At 41.8% G+C, this 15,935-nt stretch carries 10 protein-coding genes; 7 read left to right on the top strand and 3 right to left on the bottom strand.

The window, feature by feature from the left end:
* Window positions 1–9 precede the first annotated feature (9 nt).
* Together hrpB and mrcB are read left to right on the top strand one after the other, a co-directional pair.
* Window positions 10–2,490, top strand: coding sequence for an ATP-dependent helicase HrpB (gene hrpB / locus ACLPIE_RS01840; protein ID WP_430259113.1), 2,481 nt, complete (start codon window positions 10–12; stop codon window positions 2,488–2,490).
* Between the two features lie 193 nt (window positions 2,491–2,683).
* Window positions 2,684–5,206 carry a bifunctional glycosyl transferase/transpeptidase gene (gene mrcB, locus ACLPIE_RS01835; RefSeq protein WP_430259111.1) on the top strand — a complete coding sequence of 841 codons (2,523 nt, stop codon included), beginning with the start codon at window positions 2,684–2,686 and terminating at the stop codon, window positions 5,204–5,206.
* Window positions 5,207–5,478: 272 nt separating this feature from the next.
* On the opposite strand, the gene hemL is transcribed toward mrcB, so the two are convergent.
* Window positions 5,479–6,768 (bottom strand): glutamate-1-semialdehyde 2,1-aminomutase, encoded by a 1,290-nt coding sequence (hemL, locus tag ACLPIE_RS01830; RefSeq protein ID WP_430259110.1) that lies wholly within the window; start codon window positions 6,766–6,768, stop codon window positions 5,479–5,481.
* A gap of 213 nt (window positions 6,769–6,981) precedes the next feature.
* Here hemL and erpA point away from each other — a divergent pair, with 213 nt between their 5' ends.
* Window positions 6,982–7,326 (top strand): iron-sulfur cluster insertion protein ErpA, encoded by a 345-nt coding sequence (gene erpA, locus ACLPIE_RS01825; protein ID WP_430259108.1) that lies wholly within the window; start codon window positions 6,982–6,984, stop codon window positions 7,324–7,326.
* 248 nt (window positions 7,327–7,574) lie between these two features.
* On the opposite strand, the gene btuF is transcribed toward erpA, so the two are convergent.
* Both btuF and mtnN read right to left on the bottom strand, forming a co-directional pair.
* A complete protein-coding gene (gene btuF, locus ACLPIE_RS01820; protein WP_430259106.1) occupies window positions 7,575–8,405 on the bottom strand; it encodes a vitamin B12 ABC transporter substrate-binding protein BtuF in 831 nt (276 codons plus the stop codon).
* A 63-nt stretch (window positions 8,406–8,468) separates the two neighbouring features.
* Window positions 8,469–9,161 carry a 5'-methylthioadenosine/S-adenosylhomocysteine nucleosidase gene (mtnN, locus tag ACLPIE_RS01815; RefSeq protein ID WP_430259104.1) on the bottom strand — a complete coding sequence of 231 codons (693 nt, stop codon included), beginning with the start codon at window positions 9,159–9,161 and terminating at the stop codon, window positions 8,469–8,471.
* A gap of 243 nt (window positions 9,162–9,404) precedes the next feature.
* Between mtnN and dgt the strand changes: the two genes are divergently transcribed.
* The 4 genes from dgt (at window position 9,405) to mazG (ending at window position 15,926) form a co-directional block, all read left to right on the top strand.
* Window positions 9,405–10,931: a dGTPase gene (gene dgt / locus ACLPIE_RS01810; RefSeq protein ID WP_430259102.1), complete on the top strand. Its 1,527-nt coding sequence runs from the start codon at window positions 9,405–9,407 to the stop codon at window positions 10,929–10,931.
* Between the two features lie 170 nt (window positions 10,932–11,101).
* Window positions 11,102–12,433 carry a 23S rRNA (uracil(1939)-C(5))-methyltransferase RlmD gene (gene rlmD / locus ACLPIE_RS01805; RefSeq protein WP_430259100.1) on the top strand — a complete coding sequence of 444 codons (1,332 nt, stop codon included), beginning with the start codon at window positions 11,102–11,104 and terminating at the stop codon, window positions 12,431–12,433.
* 16 nt (window positions 12,434–12,449) lie between these two features.
* Window positions 12,450–14,681 carry a GTP diphosphokinase gene (gene relA, locus ACLPIE_RS01800; protein ID WP_430259098.1) on the top strand — a complete coding sequence of 744 codons (2,232 nt, stop codon included), beginning with the start codon at window positions 12,450–12,452 and terminating at the stop codon, window positions 14,679–14,681.
* Window positions 14,682–15,131: 450 nt separating this feature from the next.
* Entirely contained in the window at window positions 15,132–15,926 is a 795-nt protein-coding gene (mazG, locus tag ACLPIE_RS01795) for a nucleoside triphosphate pyrophosphohydrolase (protein ID WP_430259096.1), read from the top strand.
* Window positions 15,927–15,935: the final 9 nt, after the last annotated feature.

Raw genomic sequence — 15,935 nt, 5'->3', positions numbered from 1 at the left:
CAAAAGTTAATGCATGGAGTGATAACCTCAGTGTTGCCGATATTAGATGTTAGCGATGCTTTAATTAGCGCGTTAAACACATCCCCTCAAGTATTACTACATGCTCCTACGGGGGCGGGTAAATCTACCGTGTTGCCATTAGAAATTTTAAAAAGTGGCATTATTGATGGCAAAATTATTATGCTAGAGCCTCGCCGTCTCGCAGCTCGTACCGTTGCGGCTCGTTTAGCGGAACAATTAGGGGAAGAAATCGGCCACACTGTCGGTTTACGTATGCGTTCTGAAACTAAAGTGAGTCGGCACACTAGGCTGGAAGTGGTCACGGAAGGCGTACTGACGCGTTTATTACAGAACGATCCGATGCTAGATGGTGTAGGTTTAGTCATTTTAGATGAATTTCACGAACGAAACCTTCAGGCTGATCTTGGTCTTGCTCTTTTATTAGACTCTCAACAAGCCTTGCGTGATGATTTACGGATTTTGCTGATGTCTGCCACGCTAGATAATCAAGGCTTAACGCAGCTATTCCCTGATGCGCCAGTAATTGTGTCACAGGGCCGAGCCTTTCCTGTCAAACGTCAATTTTACCCAATAAACCCAAACAAACTGTTCCATAAGGAAGTTGCAGCGGCGACATGGCAGCTGTTGCAGCAAGAGCAAGGCTCATTGTTATTATTTCTTCCCGGAGTGGGAGAAATAGAAAAAACTAGGGCGGAGCTTGCGTTATTGGTTAGTGAGGACACACTTTTATGCCCTTTATATGGTGCGCTATCTATCAAAGCACAACAAGACGCAATCCAAGTTGCTCCACAGGGAAAACGTAAAGTAGTACTCGCGACTAATATTGCGGAAACCAGTTTAACAATTGAAGGTATTCGGTTAGTGGTTGATAGTGGTTTTGAACGTGTAGGGCGATTTAACCCTCGCTCGGGGCTAACACGATTAACGAAACAACGCATTAGCCAAGCGTCAATGACTCAAAGAGCAGGGAGAGCGGGACGCTTAGAAGCTGGCGTGTGTTGGCATCTCTTTAGTGAAGAGCAAGCGGAGCGTGCTGCGCAGTTTAGTGAAGCGGAAATAAACCAAAGCGATCTCAGCGGATTATGGTTATCTTTATTACAGTGGGGGTGTCATGACGTCGCTCAGTTGTCCTGGCTAACATTGCCGCCAGCCCCTGCTATTGCGGCTGCAAAAGACTTGCTAAGAAATCTTGGCGCTATTGATAGCCAAGGTAAGCTTTCTCTTGCGGGGCAAAAAATGGCGGAGTTTGGCACCTCCGTTCGCACGGCAGCGATACTTTATAAAGCCCAAGGGAGCCAAAATAAGGCAGTGATTCAACTTGCGGCTCTATTATCGGCAATAATAGAAGAACCTCCGAAAGGCATGGCGAGCCACCTTGGTGATTATTTAGAAAAACCTACAGAAAATTGGTGCCGACGTGCATCTACATTAAGCGGGCAAAAAGTTACTGGTGCGATAGGTCATCAAACAGCATTAGTAAGTGAGTGGTTGCCAACTTTATTAGCAGCAGGCTTTCCCGATTGCATTGCGAAAACGCGAGATAACCAATTTCGCTATCAACTATCGAGTGGTTTAGGTGCATCGTTGAATGAGTCCGACCGCTTAATCGGCTCTTCTTGGTTAATCGTGGCTTCATTATGGCAGCCAGAAAACAGTGCAGATGCGCGTATTTCTTTAGCTTATCCCATAGAAATAGATGTGTTACAGCAGGAGTGCCCTGAACTATTCACACATCAAGAGACAGTGGAGTGGGATGAGCAGCGGGGGACACTATTGGCGTGGAAACGCTTGCAATGTGGCCAGCTAGTGGTGAAATCAGAACGAATGAGCAGTCCTGATAAGGCGGATATCAGCAAAGCATTAATTTATTGGTTAAAACAAAATGGATTACAACAGCTCGATTGGCAAGAGAATGCTAGACAACTGTGTATTCGTTGTTTGCTAGCGAAACAATATTTTCCCGATGAAGATTTTCCTGATTTCGATGATAGCACTTTGCTGGATTCATTAGATGAATGGCTTGAGCCTTATCTCGATGGTGTAACCACTAAGCAGAAATTACGGCAAATTAATTTAGAACAACTATTAATCAACCGTTTGAGTTGGCAACAGCAACAGTGGCTGGAAAATATGTTTCCGGCTACTTATTGTGCCCCATCCTTGCATGATGTGAGCATTCACTACTCATTAGATAAACCACCAGTCATAGAAATTCGGATGCAAGAAATGTATGGTGTAAAAGCAAATCCAACGGTGGCACAAGGGAAATTAACCATCACTGTTTCTTTATTATCTCCTGCAATGCGGCCATTACAAATTACTCAAGATATCGGTGCGTTTTGGCAGGGTAGCTATAAAGAGGTACAAAAAGAAATGAAAGGACGTTATCCAAAGCATTTATGGCCAGATGACCCAGCGAATACTGCACCAACAAGGCAAACAAAAAAAGCGATGATGAGTGCGAAATAACCTACTTTTGTGTTCTAATAGCGAGTTTCCTAAATGACTTACGTTGATTTTAGCTGAGTAAGGAAATGTAATTAAGAGCTTTCTTTGGTGAAATCTCTAGGGTTATAGGCCAAAATTAGCCGCTAATTTAGCAGAACTCGTGAAGTAGTTAATTAAGTAGTTAAGTTCTTTTGTAAGGTGATATGGAGCGACCATGTCAGGTAAAGATTTTGAACCAATAGGCAGACGCAATAAAAAATCTGCTGAGAAAAAACAACCTTCATCCCGCCGCCGTAGAGGTCGCGATGATTATGATGATGAAGATTTATTTGAAGATAATGATATTGACCAACAATATCTTGATGATGACGACGAAGAAGAATACATGGCTAAAAAAGGCTCAAAGAATAAAAAGCAACGTAAAGTAAAAAGCAAATGGCGTTGGTTCTGGCTACTCGTCAAATTAATGATTGTATTTGCTGTTTTACTTGCTGCATATGGTTTTTATTTAAATCAACAAATTAAAGAACGCCTCGATGGTAAGGTTTGGGATTTACCTGCTGCTGTGTACGGTAGAATGGTTAACCTTGAGCCTGGAATGGACTACAGCCAAGCTGAAATGGCTCGCTTACTTGAAGGTATGCAGTACCGTAAAGTCAGTAAAATAACCACATCTGGTGAGTTTGTAGTGCGTGGTAATAGTATTGAAATTTTACGTCGTCCATTTAATTTCCCTGACCAAAAAGAAGGGCAAATTCTGGCGCGTATGGTTTTCGAAAACAACGCATTAAGTAAAATTGAAAATATGGAAAATGGCCGCTCATTTGGCTTTTTCCGTTTAGACCCAAAACTGATCACCATGATGCAGTCTGCGAATAATGAGCAGCGTTTGGTCCTGCCATTATCTGACTTCCCTGAATCGTTAGTTAAAATCTTACTTGAAACCGAAGATCGCAACTTTTATGAGCACGATGGCGTCAGTTTATATTCAATCGGCCGTGCAGTTGTTGCGAACTTAACCGCAGGGCGTTCTGTTCAAGGGGGAAGTACCTTAACCCAACAATTGGTGAAAAATTTATTTTTAACCAATGAGCGTACGCTAAAACGTAAAGCCAATGAAGCGTATATGGCGATTTTACTGGACTATAACTACAGTAAAGAACGCATTTTAGAGCTATATCTAAACGAGGTGTTTTTAGGCCAAAATGGTAATGACGAAATTCGGGGGTTCCCATTAGCAAGCTTGTATTATTTCGGCAGGCCAATCAATGAGCTAAGTTTTGACCAACAGGCATTATTAGTGGGTATGGTACAAGGTGCGTCAACATACAACCCTTGGACTAAGCCACAAAATGCGATTAAGCGTCGTAACATCGTATTAAAAATCTTGGAAACTCGTGGCGTTATCGACCAAGAAATGTATAAAGTACTCAGCGCTAGGCCTCTAGGCGTGAAAAACAAGGAAGGGCTGGTGGCTTCTCAGCCTGCCTTTATGCAAATGGTACGTTTAGAACTCAATGAAAAATTGGGTGACAAGGTTAAAGACTTATCAGGGGCTAAAATTTTTACCACCCTAGACCCGGTGGCACAAACCGCGGCTGAAAATGCGGTTGAAAACGGTGTCGCCGATTTACGTAAATCACGTAAATTAGACGACATTGAAGGTGCTATGGTCGTTGTTGACCGTATTAATGGTGAAGTTCGTGCAATGGTAGGGGGTTCTCAGCCTCAGTATTCTGGCTTCAACCGTGCGTTGAATGCACGCCGTAGCATTGGTTCTTTGGCAAAACCACCAGTGTATCTCGCTGCATTGAGTGAGCCAGACCGTTATCGCTTAAATACGTGGTTAAAAGACGAGCCATTAACCGTAAAAGTGGGCAATCAAAATTGGAGTCCAAGGAATTACAGCCGTAACTTTAATGGCCGTATGATGTTAGTGGATGCGCTCGCTAAGTCGCAAAATATCCCAACAGTAAACTTAGGGCTAGATGTTGGCTTAGACCAAGTATTTAACACCTTTGTTCGCTTAGGTGCTCCAGCCGCTGCGATGGAAAAAGTTCCTGCCATGTTCCTAGGGGCGGTTAATTTAACGCCAGCGGAAGTTGCTCAAGTATTCCAAACTATTGGGGGGAATGGTAACCGTGCGAAATTATCTGCTTTACGTTCAGTGATTGACGGTGATGGTAAAGAAATTTACCAAAGCTATCCATCAGCAGAACGTGCGGTACCTTCACAAGCCGCCTATCTTACACTATATGGTATGCAGCAAGTAGTGAACCAAGGGACAGGACGTGTATTATTGTCAAAATACAGCAAATACAATCTTGCAGGCAAAACGGGTACCACGAATGATTTACGTGATAGCTGGTATGCAGGGATAGATGGTAAAGAAGTGGCAATCGTATGGGTAGGGCGCGATAACAACGGGCCTACACAGTTATCAGGGGCGACAGGGGCATTGAAAGTGTACCAACGCTATCTCGATAATCAAACGCCATTAGCACTCATCAACCGTGCACCTGAAGGTATCGTTGATATGCAAGTGACATCAGATGGGCAATTAAGTTGTTCAAACTTTGGTGGTGGCAGAATGTTACCGATTTGGACGGATAACCCAGAAGGGTTATGTCAATCCTCTGAAAGCCAAGATCCCACTTGGAATCTTAATGGTAACGGTGGTGAGCAACAAAATGATGCCCCTGATTGGGTGAAGGATATGTTTGGCAACAATCCTTAAAATTCTCGTCATATTTCAAGTCGTGACTATGTTGGCTTCATTCGTCAACACTAGTCACATACTTATTTAGAGAATTGCGCTAAGGCTACAACCTATTGCGTTGTTGATTGCTCTAGGTCTTAGCCTGTTTACTGCATGTTTATAGTTAAATTACTTAGATAATCAAGGTGTAAAGATAGAATGGTGATGTAAGGGGATAGTTATCTATTTGAAACTATAAAAGAATAGAGGTGAAGATGTAGATAATTTCACCTCTATAACATCAGTATGAATTAATTATTTTTAATTTTAATCAGCGCGGTTTCTGCCGCTTTAATTGTCTTCTCGATATCTTCATCACTGTGAGCAATAGACATAAAGCCAGCTTCAAATGCAGAAGGAGCAAGGTAAATGCCTTGTTCTAACATGTAATGGAAGAATTTCTTAAAGCGTTCAACGTCACATTTCATCACGTCTTGATAGCAAGTGACTGTCGGAGCATCGGTGAAGAAAATGCCAAACATACCGCCGACATGGTTGATAACCATTGGGATACCTTGTTCTTCTGAGACGCGTTTTAAACCACGAGCTAATTTTTCCGTTAACTCGTTTAAACGAGAGTGAACACCCGGTTGAGAAACTTCTCTTAAGCAAGCTAGGCCCGCAGCCATTGCCACAGGGTTACCCGACAATGTTCCAGCTTGGTAAACCGGCCCAATAGGTGCGAGTTTTTCCATGATTTCAAGACGACCACCAAAGGCACCCACAGGCATACCACCACCGATAATTTTACCTAAACAGGTTAAATCAGGTTGTACGTCGTAATAATCTTGCGCGCCACCTAGCGCAACACGAAAGCCCGTCATTACTTCATCAATAATGAATACGGCATTAAACTCATCGCAAAGTTCACGCAAGCCGGGTAAAAATTCAGCGGTCGGAGGCACACAGTTCATGTTGCCAGCAACGGGTTCAACAATGACACAAGCAATGTCTTCAGGGTAGTTTTCGAATGCTTGACGAACTGAGGCAAGGTCGTTATATGTACAGGTTAACGTATGTTTTACGAAATCTTCTGGAACCCCCGGAGAATTAGGTTCACCCATAGTGAGAGCACCTGAACCCGCTTTAACTAATAAACAATCGGCATGACCGTGGTAACAACCTTCAAATTTGATAATTTTATCACGGCCTGTGTAACCTCGTGCCAGACGAATTGCGCTCATGGTCGCTTCAGTTCCGGAGTTCACCATGCGAACCATGTCCATTGATGGCACTAATTCGCAAACCAATTCAGCCATTTCAACTTCAGCTGCCGTTGGCGCACCAAAGCTTAACCCTTTATGAACCGCTTTGATAACAGCATCACGGATCTCTGGGTGGTTGTGCCCTAATACCATAGGTCCCCATGAACCGACGTAATCCACATAGGCTTTACCATCAACGTCATAGATATAAGCGCCATCAGCTTTCTCAATAAATAATGGGGTTCCACCCACACCATTGAAAGCACGTACTGGCGAGTTTACGCCACCAGGAATTTGTTCTTTTGCTTGTGCGTAGAGTTTTTCAGATTGGGACATCGCAGGGCTCCAAGAAAGAGGCTAAATAAAAATTGGCTCTATTCTAAAGCACTGTATCAATTAAACCAAATATTGGAGGTAAGATATGCACTCTGTGTCTAATTGATTAACAACACTTGAACGATTTAGTCAAGTGGCGGATAATTGGGTTAATTGATCTGAGTAGGTTTTGACCTACACATGAATTTACCGGTCACCGGTTTGGAGTAAAAAATGAGTGATGATGCAGCTCTACCTTTGCAATTTACTGATGCGGCAGCAATTAAAGTTAAAGACCTAGTGTCTGATGAGGACAACCCAAATCTGCGTCTGCGTGTTTATATCACTGGTGGCGGATGTAGCGGTTTCCAATATGGTTTCACGTTTGATGATCAAATCAATGATGGTGATATGACCATTGAGAAACAAGGGGTTGCTCTTGTTGTTGACCCAATGAGCCTACAATACTTAGTTGGCGGAAGTGTTGATTATACTGAGGGTTTAGAAGGTTCACGTTTTATTGTGACTAACCCGAATGCTAAGTCTACCTGCGGGTGTGGGTCATCATTTAGCATCTAATTTTCTTTTTTTTCGTCATATTTCGAGCTGTGGCGGTGTTGGCTTCATTCAGCTACTCGGGTCACATACTAATGTATGCTCCCCGAGATATCTTCATTTGCCGCCTTGCCACAACTCGAACTATTTAGAAAAATTCGTGATTTTTAATTCTTGATTCTTGATTCTTGATTCTTGATTCTTGATTCTTGATTCTTGATTCTTGATTCTTGATTCTTGATTCTTGATTCTTGATTCGCGACTCTTAGCTATCACTTGGATAGTAAATTTAGCTGTTCGCACAGTTGTTCGGTTGCGTTAATAATCCTTGGACCAGCGCGGTGAAACCAATCTTCATTTAATCGAATGATTGGGGCATTCAGTTGGGAGCGCCAAAAATCTCTTACTCCCTTTTCTTGCTCTTCTGAGCCTGCTATTACAATAACATCAGGCTTGCGGGTGAGTACTTGCTCACGACTAACTTGCGGCCATTGCACAGGGCTATTGACAAAAATATTCTCACCACTGCATAAGGTGACAACATCATTTTGCAATGTATGGTTACCTGCACTAAATAAAGGCTGAATCCCTAATTGGATAAACACTTTTTTGGGTTTGATATCAACGGCTGTTTTATTTTTATAAACGGCAAGCTTTATTTGCATTGACTCAATTGTTTGCTGAGCAAGTTCAGGGTTAGGACTGTATTGGGATAATTCATTGACGGCATCTATCACTTCATCAATGGTTTGTGGATCAAGATAGATAATAGGAATGCCAAAGGATGCCAGCTGATCAAGCGGTCGCTGTGGGTTTCCACCTCGCCATGCCAAAATTAAATCCGGTTTGAGTGCAAGAATACGCTCGACATTAACACCTTGCCAATCAGAGACTTGCTCTAATTTTTTCGCTTGCTCGGGATAGTCGGAGTAAGCACTAACGGCAATCAAACTTTCACCGAGTCCTGCGGCATAAGCGAGTTCCGTATTGGCAGGGGATAAGCTAATTACGCGGTGTTTAGGCTCAGACAGTGCAGAAAAAGAGATACAAAAAGCAAATAATAAAGTAATGGTGTGGGATAAATAGACCGTTATTTTTTTCATAGCTATCATCACAATGGCAATAAAAGACATACCTGACAACCAGTTATGCCTTTTTTGTTGAACTTAAGCCAGCTTAGCTAAAATCGCATTGATCATCAATGAAGACTGACGAGCCGCAACAGGAAGAAACTCGTCAAAGCTCGTGTGTGATTCTTTATCTGCCACATCAGAAATTGCACGAACGACAACAAAAGGTATACCAAATTGATGGCAAACTTGGCCAATAGCCGTCGCTTCCATTTCAACCGCAGCTACTTGTGGAAACATAGCTTTGATGCGTGCCAGTGGCTCTGAGCCATTAATAAATGCATCCCCACTGCACACTAAACCACGCACTGCATTCATATCCAGTAAATGAATGCATTGTTCAGCGACATCGATTAGCTTACTATCAGCGATAAAAGCAGGTGGGCACTGAGCCATTTGTCCGGGTTCATAACCGAATGCGGTGACATCAGCATCATGATAGCGGACTTCTGTAGACACCACGATATCGCCAACATTTAAACGCGGATCTAACCCACCAGCGGAGCCTGTATTAATCACCACATCAGGCTGGCAATGCTCTAAAAGTAACGTGGTACCAATAGCAGCTGCAACTTTACCAATGCCCGACTTTAATAGAGCAATATCGACCCCATTGATTTTGCCTGTATATATTTCACACCCTGCGCGGCTAATGGTTTGGCAGCCTTCAATCTGTGAGCGCAAAATGGCAACCTCTTGCTCCATCGCACCAATGATCCCAACTTTCATTTTGTCTCCTCTCCCTTTGGGTGTGCAGCGTACTACAACACATTATCTAGGGAAGATAGTGTTTTACTATGTTATTGCCATGATCTTCGAGTACTATCACAGTTATTGTTGTAATAGCTCATATTCAGGCAACGGAATTACAAAGATACTCGAAGTGTAACATTGAAAGGTGAATCGTGAAGTATTTTTCCTATCTTTTGGCTATATAATGAGTGATAAACCGATATGAAGAAGGGGGGCTGCATGGGGGAGATTAATTTTCTTAAGAAGCTAAATTTTCAGCGTAACTACATGAGTAGTGCGAAAAACCAAAAAATTTCACCACAAGATGAGGACGCGGTAAATCGCTTATTTGAAAGTGACCGTGGTCGGATCATCAACTCAGCCGCAATTCGGCGTTTACAACAAAAAACTCAGGTATTTCCGTTAGAACAAAATGCAGCTGTACGTAGCCGATTAACGCATTCGCTGGAAGTTCAGCAAGTAGGCCGCTACATTAGCAAAACGGTTCTCGGTGAGCTCAAAAAGAAAAAGCTGTTGGAAAAATATGGGCTAGAACAGCGTTGTGATGCATTTGAAAGCCTTGTTGAGATGTCTTGTTTAATGCACGATATTGGTAATCCACCTTTTGGACATTTTGGTGAGGCTGCAATTCAGCGTTGGTTCAGCAAATTATTAGCCCCTGAGTATTCCTATATACTAGATTCTCCAGATCCGTGCAAAATCAACGCGTTAAAATTGACGGGGAATGAAAAACAAGATCTTTTTCGTCGCCAGTTAAGGCAGGACTTATGTTCATTTGAAGGGAACGCACAGGGATTGCGTATGGCGCATCGCCTACTTAAATTGAATTTAACCTATGCGCAAATTGGCTCAATTTTAAAATATACCCGTGGCGCCTTTGACTTAGAGCCTATCCCTAGTGAGTTTAGCTATCTGATGAAAAAACCAGGTTACTATTGGTCTGAAGCTGACTTTGTTAGTGAGTTAACCAAGAAATTGGATATGGAAAAATACTGTCGCTTTCCTTTGTCATATATTATGGAAGCCGCTGATGATATTTCATATTGCATTGCTGATTTGGATGATGCTGCGGAAAAAGGGATTTTTACGGTTGAGCAGCTGATTAACTTCTTAAAAGCAGAATGGGGCGATATTGAACCAAATGATTTGTTTGATCAGACCATTATGAGAGCCTATAACAATATCAGCGACAACCACACAAGGCGTATTCAGCAAGATCAATTCTTTATGTATTTGCGCGTGAATATTACAGGCAAATTGTCCCATTACAGTGCGCAGCAGTTTATTAAAAACTTGCCTGAAATTTACAACGGTACCTTTAATAGTGCTTTACTTGAAGACAAAAGCCCAGAACATAGGTTATTGAAAGTATTAAAAACGGTAGCTTTTAAACATGTGTTCAATCACCATGAAGTTGAGGAATTAGAGCTACAAGGTTATCGGATAATTAGCGGCCTATTAGACTTTTATAGCCCATTATTGATGATGAATAGAGCGGATTTTTCTGCGCTAGTAGAAAAAAGCTATCACAAGCACTTTTTTATTGAAACACGGCTATTCCATAAGCTCTCCAATAAGCATCGCTTATCTTACACTGAAGCACTCGAAAAAATTTCCGCAACGAATGAATCGGATAAATCCATCCTTGAATTTTATTATCGGGCACGTTTGATCCAAGACTATATTAGTGGTATGACCGATCACTATGCTTATGAAGAATATAGGAAATTTATGGTTAGTAATTAACTATATTAATTTGTTATTTAATAAAATAGAAAAGTAGTCAATAAAATAAGGGGAAAAACAGGTATACTAACCACACCTGTTTTCCCGATAAAGTAGTGCAAAAGTAACTCTTTTTGATGAAAAATAGACAATAATCTTTTTTATAACTTAATACTCCGTTGTGACTACTTATGGCCCAATTTTATTCTCCAAATCGCCGAACCACTTCACGTCGCCAACTGACCGTTGTCGCAGATAGCTTAGATGCAGCAGGGCAAGGCGTTGCTCGCCTTGACGGAAAAACTATTTTTGTCAGTGGCTTATTGCCAGGAGAAGAAGCACAGATTGAATTAACGGAAGACAAACGCCATTTTGCTAAAGCGAAAGTGGTTAAACGTATCAGTACAAGCTTACAGCGGGCGAAACCTGTTTGTCGTTATTTTAATCAATGTGGTGGTTGCCAGCAGCAACATGTTGATATTGGGTTACAAAGAGAAAGTAAAGCGAATGCGTTGCAATATCTGATGATGCGTGAAACTGGGATTGATCAGGTTGCCACGCCAGTCATCAGTGGTGAGCCTTATGGATACCGCCGTCGTGCACGCCTTGGGTTGCAATATCAACTAAAAAATAAGCAGCTATTGATGGGGTTTCGCAAAACACAATCTAACAACTTGGTTGATATTAAAAATTGCCCAGTTTTGTCATCCGATTTAGATGTCTTGATAAAACCACTTTCACAGTGCTTAAACCAGCTTAGCATTGCGCCAAAGTTAGGGCATGTTGAGCTTATCAAAGCCGATAATTGTAATATTGTGATGATTAGGCATTTAGCCGCTTTTTCTCAATCAGATAAGCAAAAACTCGCTGATTTTGAAAAGCAGCACGGCGCGTCTATCTGGTTAGCTGGAAATGATGAAAACATACAGCCATTAACTTTCAGTGCTCCACAGCCTGAATATCAGGTAGCAGGGGAAATACTAAAGTTTAACCCGTTAAATTTTATACAAGTTAATGCGCAAATTAATCAACTAATGGTAATGCAAGCACTAGAATGGCTAGAGATCAATAGTGAAGATAGAGTCTTAGACCTTTTTTGTGGTATGGGCAACTTCACATTGCCGATTGCGAGGCTTGCAAAATCGGTTGTTGGTGTAGAAGGTGTTGAAAATTTAGTCGAACAAGCCCGAAACAATGCACGGCTCAATACTATTTATAATGCGACATTCTATAATGAGAACTTAGAAGCCGAAATTCATACACAGCCATGGGCAGCTCATGGGTTCAATAAAGTCTTATTAGACCCTGCAAGAGCAGGAGCTGCGGGTGTTATGGAACATTTAGTTAAACTGATGCCAGAAAAAATTGTCTATGTTTCTTGTAACCCAACAACGTTGGCAAGAGACAGTAAGGTATTGCTCGATGGAGGGTACCAACTATTACATTTGCGGATGTTGGATATGTTTTCGCATACTAGTCATTTAGAATCAATGGCATTGTTTGTCCGTCGCCCAGAGGTTTAACAGGTAGGGAGAATATATGGTCGCAGTAAGAAGTGCACATCTTACCCCAGCAGGTGAGTTTGCTCCAGAAAAGTGGGTTAACGGTCTGGGACTGAGCAATAAACAATCAGAAGAAAAGCTCATCCATACCTGGCAATATTGTCACGATAAACTTGCTGGACAAGAGATTGGCTCTCTATTGTTGTGGCGTGGCATCGAGATGACAGAAATACTCTCTACATTGAGTATGGATATCGGTAGCTTACAAGCCGCTTTGCTTTTCCCATTAGTTGAAGAAGGAAAGCTTGGGGAAGAAGAAGTCATTGAAACGTTTGGCAAGTCTATCCATGAGCTCGTAAAAGGCGTGCTAGAAATGGATGCTATCCGCCAATTAAAAGCGACACAATCAAGCGAAACAAGCTCTACACAGGTAGATAACATTCGACGCATGCTATTGTCGATGGTTGAGGATTTTCGCTGTGTTGTTATCAAATTAGCCGAACGTATTGCGCACTTGCGTGAAGTGAAAGACGCAACTGAAGATGAACGTGTTTTAGCTGCGAAAGAGTGCTCAAATATCTATGCACCGTTAGCAAACCGCTTGGGAATTGGGCAATTAAAGTGGGAATTAGAGGATTTTTGTTTCCGTTACTTGCACCCTGATGAATACAAAAAAATTGCTAAATTACTGCATGAACGTCGTATAGACCGTGAAGATTATATAGATAATTTCGTCGGTATATTACGTAAATACATGTTAAAAGAGAATATTCAGGCTGATATCTATGGACGGCCTAAGCATATCTATAGTATCTGGCGTAAAATGAAGAAAAAATCATTGGCGTTTGATGAACTATTTGATGTGCGAGCTGTGCGTATTGTGGTTGAACGTTTGCAAGATTGCTATGCCGCGCTTGGGATTGTCCACACCCATTTTCGCCATCTCCCTGATGAGTTTGATGATTATGTGGCGAATCCAAAACCTAATGGTTATCAGTCTATTCACACGGTAGTGTTAGGGCCAAATGGTAAAACCCTTGAAATCCAAATTCGTACCCGCCAAATGCATGAAGATGCTGAGCTGGGGGTTGCGGCACATTGGAAGTATAAAGAAGGAGCTACTGGGGCTGGTAAAGGCAGTAGCTATGAAAACCGTATTGCATGGCTACGCAAATTAATTGCTTGGCAAGAAGAGATGGCTGACTCAGGGGAAATGCTTGATGAAGTCCGTAGCCAAGTATTTGATGACAGAGTTTATGTTTTTACTCCTAAAGGCGATGTGGTTGATTTACCCGCAGGTTCAACCCCGCTTGATTTTGCATACCATATCCACAGTGATGTTGGGCACCGTTGTATCGGGGCAAAAATTGGTGGTCGTATTGTACCATTTAGCTACCAATTACAAATGGGAGATCAGATTGAAATTATCACGCAAAAACACCCAAACCCAAGTCGCGACTGGTTAAACCCTAACCTTGGTTATGTAACTACAAGCCGCGGGCGTGCGAAAATTCAAAACTGGTTCCGTAAGCAAGATAGAGACAAAAATGTGCTTGCTGGTCGCCAAATCTTAGATAGCGAATTATCACAGCTCGATATCAGCTTACGGGAAGCGGAGAAGCTTCTGATAGCACGCTATAACGTGCACTCACTCGATGAAGTATTGGCAGGTATTGGTGGTGGTGATATTCGTATCAACCAATTGGTGAACTTCTTACAAAGTAAGTTCAACAAAGCCACGGCAGAAGAAGAAGATCGCGCGGCATTGAAGACACTAGAAAGCAAATCTTCAGTGCCAAGAGCACCATCGCACAGTAGCGGCCGTGTTGTAGTCGAAGGTGTCGGGAATTTAATGCACCATATCGCTCGTTGCTGCCAACCGATCCCCGGAGATGAAATTGTTGGCTTTATCACTAAAGGTCGGGGAATTTCTATCCATAGTATTGATTGTGAGCAACTTGCAGAACTACAAAGCCATGCCCCTGAAAGGGTAATTGATGCAGTGTGGGGGGAAAACTACTCTAGCGGCTACTCTTTAGTCGTTAGAGTCGTGGCGAATGACCGTAGTGGGTTACTGCGTGATATTACAACCATTTTGGCGAATGAGAAAGTCAATGTATTAGGTGTTAGCAGCCGCAGTGATGTGAAGCAGCAGTTAGCAACTATTGATATGACAATTGAAATTTATAACATTGAGGTTCTGAGCCGAGTGTTAGCGAAGCTTAATCAACTACCTGATGTGATAGAAGCCAAACGTCATTCATCATAATGTGTTGTGAAATATAGAGCCCTAGTTTCATTTTGCTATGGGCTCTTTTTTTTGATAACTATTTGTTTTTATTTGCTAATGGATGATATGTATGAACGCTGAATTTTATAATTTTTTTGCGTTTCATGACTAATTGAAGACGTTAAACTAGGCGTTTTTGGGTTACATAAAAGCCTTTCAATATACCTACTTTCTATTGCTATTACCGTATCTTATCACCGTCCTATTCTGAAAGAGTTGCTCGTTTTACATCCAATCCATGACTCTGGCTCTTTGGTCTTTGTAGGGATATTTATTGGGTAATTACTCATTAACTATCAATGAATGGAGTACAATCCCATTTTCAATGTAGGTTGATAAAGTAAAAATATTTACGCATGGTTTTATCTTCTGGTAAGTTGGGAATAAAGATAAGCACCTACAAAATCAAATAAAAACAAAGGGAATGAAATGAGTCAGGCAAATCCTCAAATTGAACGTTTATTATCAATCATGAAACAGTTACGTGATCCTCAAACTGGTTGCCCGTGGGATAAAGTTCAAACGTTTAAAACTATCGCGCCTTACACACTTGAAGAAACCTATGAAGTTCTTGATGCAATAGAACGGGAAGATTTTTCAGACTTAAAAGGCGAACTGGGGGACTTATTGTTTCAGGTGGTTTTTTATGCGCAAATGGCGAATGAAAAATCATTGTTTGATTTTAATGATATTTGCCAAGCGGTGAGCGATAAACTTGAAAATCGCCATCCACATATTTTTGATGAAAATAACACACTGAGCAGTTCGGAAGTGATTGATGGCTGGGAAAAACGCAAGTCAAAGGAACGAGCGAAAAAAGCGCAATTTTCGGTATTAGATGATATTCCAAACTCACTGCCTGCGTTGATGAAAGCTTATAAAATTCAAAAGCGCTGTGCTTCTGTGGGCTTTGATTGGGACACTCTTGGCCCTGTGGTTGGAAAGGTTCATGAAGAACTAGAAGAAGTCATGGAGGAAGCTACTCAGGCCGTTATTGATGAGGCACGCCTTGAAGAAGAAATTGGTGATCTGTTATTTGCGACAGTTAATCTATCTCGTCATTTAGGCCATAAACCGGAAATCGCATTACAGAAAGCTTGCAACAAGTTTGAGTCTCGTTTTCGTCAAATCGAAAAAATTCTAGTGAAAAGTGGTAAAACGACAGAAAGTGCTACACTTGAAGAGATGGAGTCGCTTTGGCAACAGGTTAAGTCTCAAGAATAACCGTAGAGC

This window comes from Providencia sp. Me31A (assembly GCF_050487165.1).
In the GTDB taxonomy this organism is placed as follows: domain Bacteria; phylum Pseudomonadota; class Gammaproteobacteria; order Enterobacterales; family Enterobacteriaceae; genus Providencia.
The sequence above is the reverse complement of the archived record's forward strand: the minus strand, read 5'-3'. Positions and strand labels throughout refer to the sequence as shown.

Coding starts and splice junctions, on each gene's coding strand:
- rlmD (WP_430259100.1), top strand. CDS start 11,102: ATGGCCCAATTTTATTCTCCAAATCGCCGAACCACTTCACGTCGCCAA.
- hrpB (WP_430259113.1), top strand. CDS start 10: ATGCATGGAGTGATAACCTCAGTGTTGCCGATATTAGATGTTAGCGAT.
- erpA (WP_430259108.1), top strand. CDS start 6,982: ATGAGTGATGATGCAGCTCTACCTTTGCAATTTACTGATGCGGCAGCA.
- mtnN (WP_430259104.1), bottom strand. CDS start 9,161: ATGAAAGTTGGGATCATTGGTGCGATGGAGCAAGAGGTTGCCATTTTG.
- mazG (WP_430259096.1), top strand. CDS start 15,132: ATGAGTCAGGCAAATCCTCAAATTGAACGTTTATTATCAATCATGAAA.
- dgt (WP_430259102.1), top strand. CDS start 9,405: ATGGGGGAGATTAATTTTCTTAAGAAGCTAAATTTTCAGCGTAACTAC.
- btuF (WP_430259106.1), bottom strand. CDS start 8,405: ATGAAAAAAATAACGGTCTATTTATCCCACACCATTACTTTATTATTT.
- relA (WP_430259098.1), top strand. CDS start 12,450: ATGGTCGCAGTAAGAAGTGCACATCTTACCCCAGCAGGTGAGTTTGCT.
- hemL (WP_430259110.1), bottom strand. CDS start 6,768: ATGTCCCAATCTGAAAAACTCTACGCACAAGCAAAAGAACAAATTCCT.
- mrcB (WP_430259111.1), top strand. CDS start 2,684: ATGTCAGGTAAAGATTTTGAACCAATAGGCAGACGCAATAAAAAATCT.